Raw genomic sequence first — 17,293 nt, forward strand, 5'->3', positions numbered from 1 at the left:
ATTAAACGAAAGGGGTTTTTAAAATGGGAAATTCTATCTATCCGGGCAGGTATACAACAGCAAATGACCGGGACATCGCGGTCTTTCTTATCGGCATGCGTGTGAATAAAAGGCTGGCTGTCAGCAAATGGCTGCCGGTTTTTCGTGCGATGCCTGGGATGATTCGGGAACTTTATGAAAATCAGGAGGAACTTGGCTTTTTGTCAATGGAGAGTTACTTTGGGCTGCGCACAACGGTGATGATCACCTACTGGCAATCCACTGAGGACATTCTGGCGTATGCGCGGGGGCAGAAGCATTTGGCAGCGTGGAAGAATTTTAATCAAAAGGTCGGCACGAGTGATTCGGTTGGGATTTATCATGAGACTTATAGGGTCCAGAGTGGCAATTATGAGGCGTTCTATGGGAATATGCCGCGCTATGGGCTTGGCAGGGTTGCGGAGCATTTGCCTGTGGGGCCGGAGACGGTTTCTGCTGCCAAGCGGTTGGATTTCAGTTCGGAACAGAGGCACATCTGACGGATCCACTCTCATATCCATATATTAGATCATTAAATACTAAAAAAACGGCCCCCTCAAGTGAATGAGAAGGCCGTTTTTTTATATAAACCATAAAGCGTGAACTGCAGCTGTCTTCTGTTAAACTACTAATGATACTATTGATTACAATAACGATGATATCCAACAGCAGATATCCTAATCTCTGACTGTATAGTGGCAAGGTTTGTTCATAGATACCTTTCACCTCTTCTACAGCGGACCATAATTAATGAATTGAGCAATGATTAGAAAAATTATACATAAACTATACCATACCAGTAATAGCGGCCATATAAATTTAATCCATTTCTCCCAGCGTATACCACCGACTGCCAATGTAGCCATAAAGTAACCGGAAGTTGGATAAAAAATGTTTGTAAAGCCGTCTCCCATTAGAAAGGCGAGGACTGCAGTTTGCCTTGTAACACCTGAGATGTCAGACAACCCTGTCATAATAGGCATAGTAACCATTGCCTGGCCGCTTCCGGATGGTATCAGGAAATTTAAGAGACCTTGGATACCCATCATCATAACAGCTGTTAAAGAATCGGGAATTGCACTAACTACTTGCCCCAAGCCATATACAATGGTATCCATTACCTGGCCTTCCTCTAAAACAACTGCAACAGCTCTTGCGATACCAACAACAAAAGCTCCCAGTAAAATCTTTTGAAAACCTTCATTAAATGATTCAGCAATTTGACTTGGTCTTAAACCCGCAACTAGTCCAGCAATAATTCCGATAAGAGCGTATATACCTGCCAACTCTGTAAAATACCAGCCATATTCTAATAGTCCATAAATAACAATCCCGAATAATATCAACAAAGTGAATGCGGTAAGAAGCTGTCGCTTGGTTGCTTTCGCTGTGGACACGTCATTTAAACTTTGGCCAGACTGTTGTGTCGACTGACTTTCATCAGAAACAATACTTAATTCCGGGTTATTTTTTACCTTTTTGGCATAACGCCACACAAAAACAATGCCAACTGCTAAAATGGAAAATAAAATTACTACGCGATAACCAATTCCCGAATAAAAAGGAAGTTCTGCTATTTGCTGGGCTGTTCCCAGGTTTGCTGGTACCGTTAATGCTATCGCAAAACCAGCAATAGTAGACACCAGCACAATACCGCCTGCAGTTATTTTATCAAATCCTAACTTTAGAATGAGTGGCAGGATTGCCGGTAAGTAAATCAACGAAAGTTCAATTTGACCTGTAAAAGTCGTAAATAAGGCAAATGGTATCATGAGCGTCGGAATAATCCATAATCCTTTATCCACGAAGGCATTTGCTAACTTATTCACACCAATTTCAATGATGCCTGTTCTTTCGATAACAGCAAACATTCCTCCAATCATTATAATCCCAAAAATAATTGGAGCTGATTGAATCAATCCTAATGGTATGGATAATACAAAGTCCATTATACTAACCGGTGGGGCATCCGTATTCTCATAAGTACCTGGTTGTATAATTGCTGCGCCACTCTCATTTTCTACTCTATCAAACTGACCAGCAGGGATAAGATAAGTAGCAATGGACGCGATTACAATCATAATGAACAAAATGACATAAATGTGTGGAACTTTGCCCGGATTTCCTTCTGCATTTCCATTTTTACTCATTTTTTGCCTCCTAAAATTTAATTGCTTACCAGATTACCAATATTTCCACAATATGTCCAGTTGTTTATCGACGCCAATGATACGGTTGGGATTTATCATGAAACCTATAGGGTTCAGATAGACAATTATGAGGCGATTTATGGGAACATGCCGCGCTATGGGCTTGGCAAGGCTGCGGAGCATTTGCCTGTGGTGCCGGATACGGTTTCTGCGGCTAAGCGGTTGGATATAGGTTCATGAACATGACAGCTCTCTTTCCATATTCTAATCACAAGCACCGCACCATATAATAATTACACGTTTGAGTCGTGCATCTAAGGGAAATTATATGATCGAAAGCGTGGTGGAAGTTTGGAATCGGAGAAGGAATTGGATATCCGGATTCAGCAGCTGCAGTCAAAGCTGCATAATGCTTGTGAGAGCAAATTGAATCAGGATCAGATCATCCGTCTTTCCCGGCAGCTGGATCAGTTATGCCAGGAAAGGGATCATCTGCAGAAAGTAGTAAGCAGCAGATAGACATGGGAAAAGCTGTCCCCACTCTTTTAAAAAAGGGAGACAGCTTTTTTGTTGTCATTAGGGACCGGGGTCTGGGTCTCCAACCACATGTCCCGCAAGCACCCTCGCAATCTCATCCTGAATATCCGTCACGGACTCTGCCAGATAATTATTAATCATAATCGAGAAGGCGAGTTGTTCCCCGTCAGCTGTGGTGACGTAGCCGGCCAAGGCAGACATGCCGGTCAGAGTGCCAGTTTTCGCAAGCACATTCCCTTGTACGGGGGCTTCGATCATCCGGTATCTTAGTGTGCCGCCGATAAAGCGCTCAGGGTGGCCGGCTACTGGCAGTGATGCCTCAAACGTCGGAAACCAGTTTTCTTTCTGAACCCCATACAGCAATTTGGTGATTTCATTAGCTGGGATCATGTTTTTATGCGACATGCCAGAGCCGTCACGCAAAAGCATGGTCTCAGTGTTCAGGCCGAACTTTTCCATTGTCTGCCCAATCACGTCCAGCCCTGCATCCCAGCTACCCTCACCCTCGAGCACTTTACCCATTTCTTTTGTCAGTACTTCGGCGTGTCCGTTATTGCTCAGTTTCATGAAGCGGGTGTACAGCTCCTTGATTGTCTGAGACTCTTTTTCTGCTAACAGGGTCGCATCCTCCGGTGTTGCGGCAAATTTGATGGAAGATTCGCCGGTCAGCCGGATTCCCTGCTCCTCAAGAGATTTTTTAAACATATCCATGACATAGCCAGTCGGCTCCCATACGGACACCCACGATTTGGAACTCGCGCCGCCGATTGGCATTTCCCCTTCAATCACTATGGTGTTATTGCCATGCTGCCTCTCAATATCAATGTTCTTCTCCTCAGTTGCTGCGACCATTGTCGTGTTGTTGACGACCTTGACATAGTCCGTCTTTGGCGTCAGTTCCACATTCACCTTAGAGCCCTCGCCAGCATGCACCTCCACAATAACAGTGCCGGCATCATAATCGGTGTCCGGGGCGAGGGTGAGGGCGGAGATTTGCGCACCGGTGTAGAATGGCTCATCCGACCAATTGAGATCCTGGGACAAGCGGACATCGTCATACCAGGTGTCATCACCGATGAGATCACCCTTGATTTGCTCGATCCCCTGTTTTTTCAGCTCCTTGGCAAACTGATCGAGGTCCTCTTTCAGCAAGGTAGGATCCCCTTTGCCCTTTAGATAAATATCTCCATTTAGTGTCTTGCCACGCACGTCGCCATCAGTCCAAACTTCCGTGGAAAAGCGATAATCGGGACCGAGCGTTTCCATCGCCGCAGCACCAGTCAGCAGCTTCATCGTGGAAGCCGGGTGCAGGCGGGTGTCTCCATTTTCCTCATACAGCAGCTCACCTGTTCCAGCGTGCCGGACGCTCACTCCGGTGACTGCCCCGTCCAGTCGCTCGTCCTGTAGCACCGCATCTATTTTTTCCTCCAGGCTGCCGGATGCATCCTGCGAGGCCTGAATCATTACATTGTTTTCCTGCTGCGGCAGCGACAATGCCACCAACAAAAGACCCGCCAGCAACAGAACCGGAATTCCCCATTTTGCCCGCATGTCACGCACATCCTTTCCTGAATATATTTATGTCCACATTCGCCCCGGCATAACCTCAGGTGTTTCGTCTCCAGCTGACGCGGGAAAAGCATTTATGTAAACCGAACGTGCGGAACGATTCTCTAAAAGGAGTGTTTGAAATGGAACAGATTTTATTCGTGCAAACGGGGACGGGAATTGATGTTCATGGGCAAAATATCACCAAGGCTGCTGTCCGGGCGACAGAGAACGCCATCTGGTATAATTCCATGCCTGGCATCGAAAAGGCTCTCCCTGGCGAAAGTTTGGATAATATGCAGGTGAATGTAAGGCTGGCTGTACCGCTCGACAGGGACAAGCTTGATACCAGCCAAGTGAAGGAAGCGATCCCCTATGGCAATGTGAATGTGGAACTCACCGAGGGTGGAATGGCCACCTCGAGCGGGATTATTTTGAAGGATAAAGAGGACGACAATGACATGATGTATATCGTGAATGCCGCGGTGGAAGTCGGGTATTGATGACATGCAAAAGCCTCTCCGGTCAAAGAGAGGCTTTTTTCATGCTATAAATTTTCCAAGAACAAGCGAATCACATCTGCGCCGCCGATGAAGGTGCCGAGTGAACTGCCGAGATTCGACAGGACGACAACGAGCAGGATGCGGGTGACCTTGTTGTTCCAGAAGCCTTTCACATTAAAGACATCCTCGCTCAGCCGCTCAAAATCGCCGACGTTGGGCCGCTTGATATAAGCCTGGGCCAGCCCGGCGAACCACCCCGCGGCGATTAGCGGATTCAGTGACGTGATCGGCGCGACAACAAATGCGGTCAGAATTGTCAACGGATGGCCTAGTGCGGCTGCTGCTCCAATTGCGGAGAGCGAGCCATTCCAGATGACCCAGCTGATCGACTGCTGTACGCCGGCCGACGGGTTCATCATAAATGTATAGGCAATGATCGCCAGGATGAAAATTGGGATCGACCAGGCGATGATCTTTGGCCATTTGGACTTCGGCGGCACCTGGGAAAGCCGCTCCAGGTCATGATCGCGATGGATTTCCTCCTTGATTCCGGGCACGTGGGCCGCTCCCAATACAGCGACGACCTTGTCCCCTGGTGCTTCCTTGATTTTTTGCGATAAGTACTGATCCCGCTCGTCAATCAGCGGTTTTTTTAATTTCGGAAAATGCTCGGTGAACTCCTTGAGAATCGAATTCAAGGTGTCTTGTGATTTCATTTTCTCCAGCTCTTCCTCGCTGATCGTCTCCTTGCTGAAAATCCCGCCAATCACCTGTGTGAGCAGGAGTGCTTTCCCTTTAAACCCGATATTGCGCCAGATGCGGGCAAATGTCGTTTGAATGTTGCGGTCGGCCAGCACCAGCTCGGCACCGGTTTCTTTTGCCGATTCGATTCCCTGAATCATTTCCTGTCCGGGGCTGATGCCAAACTGCTTGGCCATCCGGTTTTGGAACGAGGAGATGGCCAAATTCATCAAGAGCAGGGTCGCCTTTTTCTCTTTAATTACTTTAAATATATCCATATTCTTCCATCGGTTGCCTTCCATGATTGACTGGTAGCGCTGCTCGTCCAGCTCAATGCAGACAGCGTCCGGCCGTTCCTGAGCTACGACTTCCTTTACTTGTTCAGCGCTGTTTTTCGATACATGGGCGGTTCCGATCAGAATCAGTTCTTTTTGTCCAAGTTGGATGCGCGTTATATTTTCCTCCGACATGCTGTACCTTCCTTAGTTGCGTGATTTCCCTTATTATACATTATTTGTGGGGGGTGTTGGGAATAAAAATGGTTTTTTTGATGGGGTGGCGCGATTTGAGGTGTGGGGCGCGCGACTTGAGGCGATGTCCGCGCGATTTGGCGGATGGGCCACGCGACTTGAGGCGATGTCCGCGCGATTTGGCGGATGGGCCACGCGACTTGAGGCGATGTCCGCGCGATTTGGCTGCGGGTAGCGGGACGAACAGGTGCAAACGGGGCTGTGTGTGAAACAAATGAGCCCACGAATTTAGCCGCTCCAAGCAATTAGAATTTCCCCATAAAAAAGGGAAAACCCCATCTCAGGGATCCTCCCTCAATCTCTATTAAATCTTCTCCACCCGGCAAGCAGCGTGTTTCAACACAGGCTGATGCGAAAGCGGATCAACGGATTCATGCGTCAGCTCATTCGCAGCCTGTTCGCCTTCCCAATCGCCGTAGTGGAATGGCACAAATACTTCGCCCTGGCGTACCACGTCACCAATTCGCGCGGGTACGTCGATTGTTCCTCTTGGAGAGGTGATGCGCACGACCTCATCCTCTTTGATTGCAAGTTTGTCTGCATCAGTCTTATGAATTTCGACATAAGCTTCCGGCGCTTTGTCATCCAAGTATGGACTCCGTGCTGTCTTGGTGCGGGTGTGCCAGTGCCAGATGATCCGGCCGGTGTTGAGCCACATCGGGTAGTCTTTCTTTGGTTTCTCCGGTGTGCCGAAATAATGTGTCGGATGGAAGATCGCCTCTCCATTTGGATTGAGCTCTGCAAACTCCTCACTGGTATTCGGGCGCCCTGTATCAATATCTTTGCCGAACGACTGGGCCACATCATGCTCTGTCGGGAAATGACCCTCGGAGTACAGTCTTACCGTGCCCTCCGGCTTGTCTTTTGGCGCCGGCCAATGGATACCGTTTTCCTGCTCGAGCCGGTCGTAGGTCATGCTGGTCATATCGGACGGTCTGCCTGCAGAGACTTTCTTCCATTCCTCAAACGCCTCTTCCGGCTCGCTGTAATCAATCAGCGGGTTGCCGTCCTTGTCCCGGAAGTCCATGCGTCTGGCAAATTCCAGCAGGATGTCAAAGTCGGATTTAACTCCTTCTGGCGGCTCAATTGCTTTGCGCAGCACATTGATCGTGCGGTCGCCATTTTCCATCGTACCAGTTTTTTCGCCCCACATCGCCGGCGGCAGGACGACATCTGCTACCTCGGTGGTGGCGGTTAAAAATGGATCCTGCACCACGACAAATGGTTTTTTCATTGCTTCTCTCACTCTTTCGCGATGCGGCAGCGAGACAAGCGGATTGGTATGGATATTCCAGAAAAAGCCGATCTCCCCGCTTTCCATCAGCTCCAGTTGCTTGATGATCCCTTTTTCCGGTCCGGTCGGCAGCTTTTTCTCATCAACATTCCACAGCTCGGCAATGTCTTTCAAATGCTCAGGGTTCTCCGGATTGCGGTTGCCCGGATAGGTCCCCACCCCGCCAACGGTGCGGTTTCCTGAGGAGCTTGGCTGTCCGGCGAGATGCAGCGGTCCGGAGCCTGGCTTGCCGATCAGCCCTCGCATCAGGTGAAGGTTGTTGATCGCCACACAGGTCGCGGTCGCATCATTGCTTTGATACACGCCCTGCAAGGTGGTCGACACAAGACTTCCGGTTTGGCCAAGCTGCTCTGCTGCCCGGGTAAGTTCGTCCACCGGGATGTCGGTCACATCGCTCGTGCGCTCGATATCCCATCCTTTGAGTGATTCTTTCATTTCCGCAAATTGAATCGTGTGCGCGTTAATATAATCGTGATCCAACCAGTCCCGCTCCACAACATAGTTTAGCAGACCATTCAGCAGCGCAACATTGGTTCCTGGATGGATTTTCAGATGCAAATCTGCTTCCTTGGCTGATAGAGTTTCCCTTGGATCGACGACAATTAAGTATGGTTTTCCTGTCTTTTTCTTGCGTTCCATGATGCGATCAAACAGAACAGTGCCGGTTTCGGCCGGGTTGTGTCCAAACAGCATCACGGTCTCCGCTTCATCCAAGTCTTCAAACGCCGCGGGTACGCCGTCCGAGCCAAAAGACTGCAGCAGGCACCATTCGGTCGTGGCGGTGCACAGCCGGGTATTGGCGTCAAGCAGGTGAGTGCCGATTCCGGCGCGGCCAATCTTGGCTATGGTATAATAATCCTCCAGGAAACCCTGGCCTGTTGAATAAATCGAGATACTGTTTTGCCCGAGCTTCTCGATCGATTCCTTCGCTTTTCTGGTAATCAGCGACATGGCCTCCTCCCAGCTGGCAGGCTGCAGTTTGCCATGGTCATCGCGGATCAGCGGTGTCAGCAGCCGATCCTCACTGTTATTGGGAATCCACTGGTCTTTTGCCTTGGGGTCAAGCCGTCCCAAGTTGATCGAATGGTCTTTGTTCCCTCTGATGCCGATGATGTGATCGTCTTTCACAGCAATATCTGTGCCGCAGCCGATTGAGCACAGATTGCAAGTGCTATGCACCCAATGATCGACTTCCTCTCCTTGTTCCACATGGATATTTTGTTTCGTGGGTCCCCACGCCATGTTCATCCCTTCTTCCTTTTAATGTTTTAAGTATAATGGCGGTGCGATAAACCGCATGTCATCCTCTGTCAAAAAGCCGGTATGCTGTGCCATTTCATTGAGCTCTTCCTTCGTATGACCGAGCAATTCTTCAATTTTGTCGAGTTTGTCCTCATCTACGGTGTGATCCTGCAGGGCAATCCGCTTCCACGAATGGAAATTCAGCTTTGCCGTCTCATCATCACGGTAAATGATTTTCAGCCATTTGATGACCGCATCTTTTTCCGGCTCTTCCTTCTTCAGCTCCTTCAGCACGTTTTGCAATGTTGCTTTCTTCTCCTGCAGCAAACGCTGGAACCTTACTTCCCACGGGTCTTCGTGGATCGGCAGCCTTGTGAGCACCTGATCCACTGTCTGGTCAATCTCATGTAAGTACGAATACAAATCAGCCACAGCTTCACCCCTTTTTCGAATTTATAAACTTGTTTACCACAAATTCAGTTATTGAAACACGGAGGGTGTTGGGAAATTTGGGTGTAGTTGCACGATTTGAAGTGTGGGACTCGCCCGATTGGGCCCTGAACTCGCTCGACTCGATGGTGTTCTCGCCCGATTTGATCTGATACTCGCTCGATTCCGCTCTGGACTCGCCCGCCATCTCACTCGTCCCATCACCCCATTTTTTCTTATAATCGAAACCAGTCTAGAAAAAGTGGCATATTTTCCTTAAATATTTTTATTTTTTCAGACCATTGTTATGGTATAATATTAAATTATCTAGTCACTTTGATGGGAGGATTCCGGGATGAAAATCAATGATTCTATTACATGGAGGCCATTCACTAAAGAAGATGCGGACGAGCTGTTCCGGCTTACCGACACGTCCAGGGAAATACTAAGGGAGTGGCTGCCATGGGTGGATGCGACCACCAAACCGGAGCATTCGCTCAACTTCATCGAGGGCACGCTAAAGGCAAATAAAGAAGAAACAGGGCTGACAGGAGCTGTAATCTATCAGAAGAAACTCGCTGGTGCTTGCGGTTTTAACCAACTGGACTGGGCGAACAGGATTGGCTATATTGGCTACTGGCTCAGCCCCGCTGCTCAGGGGAATGGCGTGATGACACAGGTGTGCAGCGCGCTGGTCGATTATACTTTTGACACCCTTTCCCTGAACAAAGTGGACATCCGGGCAGCGGATCAGAACCTGAAAAGCCGTGCGATTCCGGAGCGGTTGGGATTTGTGAAAGAAGGACAGATTCGCCAGGCAGAATGGCTGTATGGTCACTATGTTGATCATGTGGTATACGGGATGCTGAAAGATGAATGGAGAAAGCACTAATTTATAATTAAATGGGGGGTTTTTGCTGTGACAACGATTTGTTTAATCAGGCATGGGGAAACGGATTGGAATGCGACAGGCAGACTGCAGGGAAAAACGGACATCCCGCTGAATCAAACAGGGATCCGGCAGGCTGAAGCCTGTGCGGCATTTCTCGATGCGGCAGATTATGACGTGTTGCTTGCCAGTCCGCTCAAACGGGCTAGACGCACCGCCGAAATCATTAATAATGAACTCCAGCTGCCACTAGTTGTGATGGAAGATTTCAAGGAGCGGTCATTCGGTGATGGAGAGGGCATGACCTTAGAAGAACGGCGGAAAAAACATCCGGACAAAATATTTCCCAATCAAGAGGAAATCGAGGACTTTACCCAGAGAGTGATAGCAGGAGTCAATCAAATCACCCTCGATTATCCAGATAAAAGTGTCCTGCTAGTGGCTCACGGTGCCGTCATTAAAGCGATTCTCACGCATGTGTCCAACGGGGAAATCGGCCATGGTAAGCCAAAACTGCTCAATGCCTGCATCAGCAACATTCATTTCAAGGAAAACAAATGGAATGTGAAGGACTATAACCGGGTGGAGCATTTGGGCTGATTAAGGGCTTCACCTGTCTGTCTCTTCAAATGTAATTTTCTCGACCTTCTCGGTTTCCCGGTCATGTTCTATCTTCACGTAAACGCCAAACTCTTTGTCATTTTCATTCAGCCATAATTTGAAGGTTTGCACCGTGATATCATCACTCGTATGACTGCCTTGATACATATAGTCGACAATTTTCGCTTCCGGATATTCCTTCATTGTTTCTTTAACCGCCATCCTGCCCCATTTTGCATATGGCGGAATTTCTTTATCCGTTGCAGGCCCGGCGGGTGTTGCTTCCACCACGGCCAGATTGCCGGCGAGCAGTAAAGGCATAAGAAAGATAAGCATCAATTTCTTCATGAATAACAGCTCCTTTTTCTCAGTATTTGCTCGCTGTCAGATTACTATTCAAGTGGAAATGGTCGATATTTCCCGGGAAATATCGACAAAAAATTAAGTTGAGGAGAGAGTGAAGGTGGATATTATCAAGCAAAACCGCGTGGCGTGGGATAAAAAAGTTGAAGATGAATCGCCATATACGAAACCCGTATCGCAGGAAATAATAAGTAGAAGCAAGTCAGGGGATTGGCAGATTTATTTGACTCCGACTAAAGCGGTACCGAGGGAATGGTTCCCTGCCTCACTGAAGGGTTTGAACATCCTTTGCCTGGCGTCCGGCGGCGGGCAGCAGGGACCAGTGCTGGCTGCGGCAGGCGGTGATGTCACTGTGGTTGACTTGTCTGAGAAGCAATTGGCCAGTGACCAGGCTGTTGCCGAGCGGGAAGGGTTATCATTAAAAACTGTTCAGGGCGACATGGCAGACCTCCATTTTTTCGCAGATGAACAATTCGATCTCATTGTTCACCCGGTCTCCAATGTTTTCGCAAAAGACATATTACCTGTCTGGAAAGAAGCATCGAGGGTGCTGAAAGACAAAGGAATGCTTCTTTCAGGATTCATGAACCCCGTGTTATATATTTTCGATGAAGAACAGGATGATAAGGGCAATTTGGTCGTGGCCAACAGCATTCCCTATTCCTCGCTTGATCCGCTTACAGATGAGGAAACAAAAGCCTATATTCAGGCTAAACATACGATCGAGTTCAGCCATACGCTGGAAGATCAAATTCAGGGACAGATTGATGCAGGGTTTGTTATCACAGGAATGTATGAAGACGACTTCGGAGGAAACCGGGCTCTTGATCAATACATTAAATGTTTCATGGCAACCAGATCGGTGAAAATGAAACCGAGCTGAAGTACCATTTTCCGATTAAGTATACGGGGGATGAAAGAGCGAGATTATGTTTTTTGGAAATGAATCGATGATTAGATTGCGATTTTTCATATTGACCAAGGAAAACTCTCTTGAAATCTTTTATATCTATGGTGAACTTCGCATGTAAAAAACGCCCGGACCACGACCAACCGTGCAATCCAAGCGCTTTTATCCCATTAAACATCTATCACCGCATCTGCACCTTATGCAAATGAGCAAATATACCGTCACGCTGCAAGAGTTCTTCGTGGCTTCCTTCTTCCTCGATTCCCTCTTTGGTGACAACCATGATGCGGTCGGCGTTTTTGATGGTTGCCAGCCGGTGCGCAATGACCAAGGTGGTACGGTCTTTCGCCAGTTCGTTCAGGGCTTTTTGAATAATTGTTTCCGTCTCTGTGTCGAGTGCGGAAGTTGCCTCATCCAAGATCAGGATTGGCGGGTTTTTCAGGAACATCCGGGCAATGGCGATCCGCTGCTTCTGGCCGCCTGAGAGTTTCAGGCCGCGCTCGCCGACCTGCGTCTCATAGCCGTCCGGCAGTTCCTTGATAAATTCCTCCATATGCGCCTGACGTGCCGCACGTTTGATTTCCTCATCGGTGGCATCCAGTTTGCCATACGCAATGTTTTCCTTTAACGTGCCGGTGAATAGAAAGACATCCTGCTGCACGACGCCAATTTGATTGCGCAGTGATTCTTTCGTCATATCGCGAATGTCCATTCCGTCGATAGAAATACCTCCACCCTCTACGTCATAGAAACGCGGGATTAGGGAGCAGATTGTCGTTTTCCCTGCACCGGATGGCCCGACAAAGGCTATAGTATCTCCAGCTTTTACCGAGAAATTGAGCTTCTCAAGGACAGGTGCCTGGGTTTTTTCATAGCCAAAGGTGACATGGTCGAATGTGATGTTCCCTTTCAGACTGTCCACTTCTTTCGCTCCTTCCCGGTTTTTTACATCCGGTTCGACATCGAGCAAATCGGCGAACCGCTTGAAGCCGGCCATCCCTTTTGGATACATTTCCAAGAGGGCGGTGATTTTCTGAATTGGGTTGAACAGCACATTGACGTACAGCACGAAGCTGACCATTTCCCCGTACGTCAGGCGCTCGTTGAAGACCAGCCAGGCGCCAACCACCAGAACGACCAGGGTCATCAGGCGCATGAGAATATAAATGTTCGAATGCACCACAGCCATCACTTTATAGGCACCAATTTTCGCTTTGCGGAAACTGTTGTTGTCCTTTTTAAAGCGCGTCATTTCAAACGTCTCATTGGTGAACGACTGCACCACACGCACGCCGGAAACCGCGTCTTCCACCCGGGCATTAACCCCGGCAATTTCTTCATACATTTTCTTCCAGGCCTTGTTCATCTTAATATTACTGAAGGCGATCAGGAAAATCAGAATCGGGACCGCAACCAGAATAATCATGGCAAGCGTCGGATTCACAAAGAACATGATGAAAAAGGCGCCGATGAAGGTCATAATCGCAATGAAAAAATCCTCCGGCCCGTGGTGGGCAAGCTCTCCGATATCAAATAAATCATTGGTTATCCGGCTCATGATATGCCCGGTCTTCGTATTGTCAAAAAAGCGGAAGGACTGCCGCTGCACATGCTGGAAGAGATCCTCCCGCATGTCCGTCTCAATATTTATCCCCAGTTTATGCCCGAGATAGGTCACCACATATTGCAATCCTGTGCTTAACAAATAAATGAATAAAAGCAGAATACTTACCGTCACAATCAGGTTCCAGTCATCACCAGGCAGCAGCTCATCGATGAAATACTGCACGGCTATCGGAAAAGCAAGCTCCAGTATTGCGACAATCACCGCAGCTGTAAAGTCTATGATGAATAACCGCTTGTGCGGTCTGTAATAAGAGAAAAACCGGCGTATCACTTGCTGCACTTCCTTTCTTTGTCTAAGGGAAATTATAAGCGATTTTGGGGTGGCTGTCACTATTTGCGGTGCGGTTTTTGTCGAATTTGCGGTTTTGAAATAATCGTTCGGCATAACCATATTATCCCGAAAAAAGAAAGACGCCTTCTTATTCAAGAATGGCGCCTGTTGTTATTGGGTAGATCATTTAAATTAATGTGTTATCTTCCAAGCAATAACTCTCCCCACTATTTAACAGGGATCCATATTTCTGAATATAAATTAGGACTTGAAGGATCTTCATCCGAATAAACCTCTAATTCCGGTGTACCCGCATGCTCATAGCCACTTGATGGGAACCATTCCGAGAATATTTTTTTCCATACCCCTTGCATCGCATTTGGCATTGGTCCGTGAACTTCAAATACAGCCCATTTTGATGCGGGGATGTCCAAGGTTGATAGGCCATCCGGGATATCACCCTCACATGCTGTGCCGATCCAATAATCGATTGTCTCATTGTTCTTATCAACACATACACCCAGCACGCCTTCGATGGGACCATTATTTAATTTAAATAATAATTCGTCAGTCCCATTTCCATTTAATTCATCCCACATTTTTGGGATCTCTGCCTGATTCTGCCCATTGACCAATGAAAATTCCTGCTTCATCCCTGCTGCCCGAAATCCATCCATTTCGATAACTCTGTATTGCATAGGTTCTGCCCCTTTCAGACTCACCTGTATCACCAGGCGGTTATAAGATTTTAGCTTTCCCTTGTACTTTCGCGCATCACTTGGGGTTGCACCATGCTGACGCCTGAAAGCCTTTGAGAAGGCTTCGGGAGTGTCGTAGCCATATTTGCAGGCGATATCAATAATCTTGGCGTTTGTTCTTATTAACTCATGAGCGGCCAATGTTAAGCGCCTGCGTCTTAGATATTCGCCGACAGAGACATCGGTCAAGATCGCAAATGCACGCTGAAAATGAAAGACGGAGAAATTTGCCTGGTGTGCAATCCTCTCTATTGAAATATCATCCAGCAAATGGTCTTCCATGTAGTCAATAGCTGTCTGCAATGATTCAACCCATGTCATATCGCTCTCTCCCTTATTTCAATCCTAACAAGTCTTCACCAGTTAATCCTGTCATTCTGTGCTTTGTTGTGACAGAATGCCCGGTTGGATTTAGTCCATTATTTTAAAATCAACTTTAACGACAATAGAGAACCATTTTAATTATGATTCCCTTTCCCTGTTCCGTTGCATGTCGAGGTGCATTAAGTCTGTTGTAAACCATGCTTTCGTTTAACATTATTATAACACCCGTCTATAAAAATCAGCTAAATTAAGGCGAATTGTATGTTGCCGACAATTGCATTCGTTTGATATATCCCAAAAAAGCTTGTCAATCTTTCCCGGGTTTGTGCATATACATTAAATAATCCAAAAGATTGGGGGATTTATATGGCTTTTTATATGGACATGCCGAGGTGGATTTGCTATGCAGTGGCCTATGTGTTTATCACATCCGGCCTCGTCAAATTGCTGGATGGCAGTTTCCGGGAAGTTTTTGCAGAGCTGGCTTTTCCGTCACCAGAAACGGTTTTGCTGCTGGTTGCATTGACGGAGATTGCCTGTGGAACATTAATCGCCGTCCGAATGTATCTTAGATATGCTGTCCCGCCGCTAATTGTCATCATCCTGGGTGCGCTGTTTTTGACTAAGGTTCCTGTGCTGCTGAATCAAGGCGTTTTAGCATTCGCTTTTGAAGCCAGACTGGATATTGTCATGCTTATCCTGTTGCTGCTGCTTTGGCATCGAGTTCGGGGAAAAGTTGTGAATTAATGTGGTATAAGCTGTTGGAAACCAGTGGATAACTCGTTATTTCTGTGTAAATTGACGAGTTATCCACATTTTTATGCACATATGCACAGTTGTTCGTAATTATTTAGTATAGAAATTAATGTTCTATACCATATCTTGATTTTATTAACATATTTATCAACAGCCTGTGAGTAAGTGGGATTTTGTGTGGATGTTAGGGGGTGGCGGTGGCATGTCTCCTGCTTCTATCGGTTGATGCAGTGCTTTTTTTATTTGATGTGGTTTTCTGGTTGATGTTTCCATTCGACGGTTGATTTCCGCCGATTCCCGTCGATTTAGCCTCCTCCAGTCCATACCCCACCTCACCCCTATCCAAACAAAAAAGCCATCCTCCCCTTTTAGAGAAGACAGCTTTTCTCCATTCTTATTGCGTACCTAATTCAATCGTCGTCTCAGCACGCTCGCCATCACGATAATAAGTAACAGCAACCTCATCGCCGACTTCTTTTTCATGATAAAGGATTTTCCTTAGATCAATCATATTCATCACCGGCTCACCGTCGAGTGCGGTGATGACGTCAAAGCGCTGCATTCCTGCCTGGTCGGCTGGGGAAAGAGTCTGGACGCTCCATACGTAGACGCCGCCTTCCACCTCATCAGGGAGGTTTAGCGTGCCCGACCATTCGGATTGCGGCACTTCGTCAAGCGAGTAGATTTCCACACCGAGAAATGGGCGGATCACTTCGCCTGTTGCTTCCAGCTCACGGACGATCGGCATAGCCATGTCGATGGGGATGGCGAAACCAAGACCTTCGACGGCTTGCTGATTAACTTTCATTGAATTGATACCAATCAGCTGTCCGTTAATATTGATCAGCGCCCCGCCGCTGTTGCCGGGATTGATGGCCGCATCGGTCTGGATGACTTCTGCCTGCCAGTCAGCCCGGCCGTCCATGTCAAAGTCCTGCGGGATCGTGCGCTGTGTGCCGCTGATCACGCCCTGGGTGACGGAGCTTGAGAACATCAGGCCGAGTGGATTGCCAATGGCGATAGCGGGTTCGCCGACTTTGACATTTGCCGAAGAGCCGATTTCGATGACCTGCTCCACCGGTCCCGCGTCCATACGCAACACAGCGAGATCAGAAAACAAATCGCCGCCGATGATTTCTGCCTCGACGCGCGTGTCATCGTCCAGCACGACTTCTACGGTATCGGCTCCCCTGACAACATGCTGGTTGGTGATCACATAGGCGGTACCATTTTCCGTTTTGTAAATGACACCCGAGCCTGTGCCTGCCTCGTTGCCGCCTTCTTCCGGCTGCTGCAAAGAGTCTCCTTGCAGCTGGATGTTGAGCACCCCGACCACGGCAGGAGTAACTTCATCCACTACCTCGGTGATTTGCGTCGATACATCCACCGTGACATTGGTAATACCTCCGCCCGCGTTACCAGGCCCTGTCTGGATGTTCGCCTGATCGTTATGACCTGCTGTTTTCTGCTGACCGTTCGATTCCATAAACGCCGGCACCGCAACGGTCACCAGCAAAATACCGATGATCACGCCTAAGAGACCAGGTATGAGCCAGCTGTTTTTCTTTTTCCGATGCGGATTTGTCGGGTAATGCTGATTATAATAGCCCATGATCCATCCCCTTACTTTCCCTGTATCATTAAGAAAACTTCCGGCTGCCTCTTTGCCTTCCGTTATCCTCCTATTAAAAGTGTATACAGGAAAGCGGAAATTAATCCAAACTTACCGCAGATTAACAGGAAGTAAACCTCCACCACAAAATTAAAAGTAGGCTAAATATGTTAGGCGGGGGTAAATGCCTGT

The 17,293-nt window shown here is 47.9% G+C and carries 17 protein-coding genes; 8 read left to right on the forward strand and 9 right to left on the reverse strand.

Annotation, left to right across the window (positions count from 1 at the left end; genetic code table 11):
- Window positions 1-23 precede the first annotated feature (23 nt).
- Window positions 24-518, forward strand: coding sequence for a DUF4188 domain-containing protein (locus CEG13_RS09560; RefSeq protein ID WP_100011657.1), 495 nt, complete (start codon window positions 24-26; stop codon window positions 516-518).
- 231 nt (window positions 519-749) lie between these two features.
- Here the strand turns inward: CEG13_RS09560 and CEG13_RS09565 are convergent, their stop codons facing one another.
- Entirely contained in the window at window positions 750-2,168 is a 1,419-nt protein-coding gene (locus tag CEG13_RS09565) for a YfcC family protein (RefSeq protein WP_100011658.1), read from the reverse strand.
- A 60-nt stretch (window positions 2,169-2,228) separates the two neighbouring features.
- Here CEG13_RS09565 and CEG13_RS09570 point away from each other — a divergent pair, with 60 nt between their 5' ends.
- Window positions 2,229-2,408: a monooxygenase family protein gene (locus CEG13_RS09570; protein ID WP_239984614.1), complete on the forward strand. Its 180-nt coding sequence runs from the start codon at window positions 2,229-2,231 to the stop codon at window positions 2,406-2,408.
- A 111-nt stretch (window positions 2,409-2,519) separates the two neighbouring features.
- Window positions 2,520-2,687: a Spo0E family sporulation regulatory protein-aspartic acid phosphatase gene (locus tag CEG13_RS18595; RefSeq protein WP_143469663.1), complete on the forward strand. Its 168-nt coding sequence runs from the start codon at window positions 2,520-2,522 to the stop codon at window positions 2,685-2,687.
- Between the two features lie 57 nt (window positions 2,688-2,744).
- Here CEG13_RS18595 and dacB read toward each other — a convergent pair whose 3' ends face one another.
- Entirely contained in the window at window positions 2,745-4,256 is a 1,512-nt protein-coding gene (gene dacB / locus CEG13_RS09575) for a D-alanyl-D-alanine carboxypeptidase/D-alanyl-D-alanine endopeptidase (RefSeq protein ID WP_100011660.1), read from the reverse strand.
- Window positions 4,257-4,396: 140 nt separating this feature from the next.
- On the opposite strand from dacB, the gene CEG13_RS09580 reads away from it, so the two are divergent.
- Window positions 4,397-4,756 carry a Lin0512 family protein gene (locus tag CEG13_RS09580; RefSeq protein WP_100011661.1) on the forward strand — a complete coding sequence of 120 codons (360 nt, stop codon included), beginning with the start codon at window positions 4,397-4,399 and terminating at the stop codon, window positions 4,754-4,756.
- A gap of 44 nt (window positions 4,757-4,800) precedes the next feature.
- Here the strand turns inward: CEG13_RS09580 and CEG13_RS09585 are convergent, their stop codons facing one another.
- The 3 genes from CEG13_RS09585 to CEG13_RS09595 form a co-directional block, all read right to left on the reverse strand.
- Entirely contained in the window at window positions 4,801-5,967 is a 1,167-nt protein-coding gene (locus CEG13_RS09585) for a TraB/GumN family protein (RefSeq protein WP_100011662.1), read from the reverse strand.
- 364 nt (window positions 5,968-6,331) lie between these two features.
- Window positions 6,332-8,563 carry a molybdopterin oxidoreductase family protein gene (locus CEG13_RS09590; protein ID WP_100011877.1) on the reverse strand — a complete coding sequence of 744 codons (2,232 nt, stop codon included), beginning with the start codon at window positions 8,561-8,563 and terminating at the stop codon, window positions 6,332-6,334.
- Between the two features lie 18 nt (window positions 8,564-8,581).
- Entirely contained in the window at window positions 8,582-8,995 is a 414-nt protein-coding gene (locus CEG13_RS09595) for a hypothetical protein (RefSeq protein ID WP_100011663.1), read from the reverse strand.
- A 352-nt stretch (window positions 8,996-9,347) separates the two neighbouring features.
- Here CEG13_RS09595 and CEG13_RS09600 point away from each other — a divergent pair, with 352 nt between their 5' ends.
- Both CEG13_RS09600 and CEG13_RS09605 read left to right on the forward strand, forming a co-directional pair.
- Complete coding sequence (locus CEG13_RS09600) at window positions 9,348-9,884, forward strand: GNAT family N-acetyltransferase (protein ID WP_100011664.1); 537 nt, start codon at window positions 9,348-9,350, stop codon at window positions 9,882-9,884.
- A 27-nt stretch (window positions 9,885-9,911) separates the two neighbouring features.
- Window positions 9,912-10,481, forward strand: coding sequence for a histidine phosphatase family protein (locus tag CEG13_RS09605; RefSeq protein ID WP_100011665.1), 570 nt, complete (start codon window positions 9,912-9,914; stop codon window positions 10,479-10,481).
- Window positions 10,482-10,490: 9 nt separating this feature from the next.
- On the opposite strand, the gene CEG13_RS09610 is transcribed toward CEG13_RS09605, so the two are convergent.
- The gene (locus CEG13_RS09610) at window positions 10,491-10,829 is read right to left on the reverse strand and encodes a YqzG/YhdC family protein (protein ID WP_239984615.1); all 339 of its coding nucleotides are present in this window, start codon (window positions 10,827-10,829) and stop codon (window positions 10,491-10,493) included.
- 115 nt (window positions 10,830-10,944) lie between these two features.
- On the opposite strand from CEG13_RS09610, the gene CEG13_RS09615 reads away from it, so the two are divergent.
- The gene (locus tag CEG13_RS09615) at window positions 10,945-11,727 is read left to right on the forward strand and encodes a class I SAM-dependent methyltransferase (protein WP_100011666.1); all 783 of its coding nucleotides are present in this window, start codon (window positions 10,945-10,947) and stop codon (window positions 11,725-11,727) included.
- Window positions 11,728-11,935: 208 nt separating this feature from the next.
- On the opposite strand, the gene CEG13_RS09620 is transcribed toward CEG13_RS09615, so the two are convergent.
- A complete protein-coding gene (locus CEG13_RS09620) occupies window positions 11,936-13,651 on the reverse strand; it encodes an ABC transporter ATP-binding protein (RefSeq protein WP_100011879.1) in 1,716 nt (571 codons plus the stop codon).
- A gap of 227 nt (window positions 13,652-13,878) precedes the next feature.
- On the reverse strand, window positions 13,879-14,730 hold the full coding sequence (locus CEG13_RS09625) for an AraC family transcriptional regulator (protein WP_100011667.1): 852 nt from the start codon (window positions 14,728-14,730) through the stop codon (window positions 13,879-13,881).
- Window positions 14,731-15,099: 369 nt separating this feature from the next.
- Between CEG13_RS09625 and CEG13_RS09630 the strand changes: the two genes are divergently transcribed.
- Window positions 15,100-15,480 (forward strand): DoxX family protein, encoded by a 381-nt coding sequence (locus CEG13_RS09630; RefSeq protein WP_239984616.1) that lies wholly within the window; start codon window positions 15,100-15,102, stop codon window positions 15,478-15,480.
- A 403-nt stretch (window positions 15,481-15,883) separates the two neighbouring features.
- On the opposite strand, the gene CEG13_RS09635 is transcribed toward CEG13_RS09630, so the two are convergent.
- Entirely contained in the window at window positions 15,884-17,101 is a 1,218-nt protein-coding gene (locus tag CEG13_RS09635; protein ID WP_100011668.1) for a S1C family serine protease, read from the reverse strand.
- Window positions 17,102-17,293 lie beyond the last annotated feature (192 nt).

This window comes from Lentibacillus sediminis (assembly GCF_002763455.1).
Taxonomy (GTDB): Bacteria; Bacillota; Bacilli; order Bacillales; family Amphibacillaceae; genus Lentibacillus_D; species Lentibacillus_D sediminis_A.

What these genes read in the sequence shown, in the direction of transcription:
- CEG13_RS09560 (WP_100011657.1), top strand. Translation starts at nt 24, where the DNA reads ATGGGAAATTCTATCTATCCGGGCAGGTATACAACAGCAAATGACCGG.
- CEG13_RS09565 (WP_100011658.1), bottom strand. Translation starts at nt 2,168, where the DNA reads ATGAGTAAAAATGGAAATGCAGAAGGAAATCCGGGCAAAGTTCCACAC.
- dacB (WP_100011660.1), bottom strand. Translation starts at nt 4,256, where the DNA reads ATGCGGGCAAAATGGGGAATTCCGGTTCTGTTGCTGGCGGGTCTTTTG.
- CEG13_RS09580 (WP_100011661.1), top strand. Translation starts at nt 4,397, where the DNA reads ATGGAACAGATTTTATTCGTGCAAACGGGGACGGGAATTGATGTTCAT.
- CEG13_RS09585 (WP_100011662.1), bottom strand. Translation starts at nt 5,967, where the DNA reads ATGTCGGAGGAAAATATAACGCGCATCCAACTTGGACAAAAAGAACTG.
- CEG13_RS09590 (WP_100011877.1), bottom strand. Translation starts at nt 8,563, where the DNA reads ATGGCGTGGGGACCCACGAAACAAAATATCCATGTGGAACAAGGAGAG.
- CEG13_RS09600 (WP_100011664.1), top strand. Translation starts at nt 9,348, where the DNA reads ATGAAAATCAATGATTCTATTACATGGAGGCCATTCACTAAAGAAGAT.
- CEG13_RS09610 (WP_239984615.1), bottom strand. Translation starts at nt 10,829, where the DNA reads ATGAAGAAATTGATGCTTATCTTTCTTATGCCTTTACTGCTCGCCGGC.
- CEG13_RS09625 (WP_100011667.1), bottom strand. Translation starts at nt 14,730, where the DNA reads ATGACATGGGTTGAATCATTGCAGACAGCTATTGACTACATGGAAGAC.
- CEG13_RS09630 (WP_239984616.1), top strand. Translation starts at nt 15,100, where the DNA reads ATGGCTTTTTATATGGACATGCCGAGGTGGATTTGCTATGCAGTGGCC.
- CEG13_RS09635 (WP_100011668.1), bottom strand. Translation starts at nt 17,101, where the DNA reads ATGGGCTATTATAATCAGCATTACCCGACAAATCCGCATCGGAAAAAG.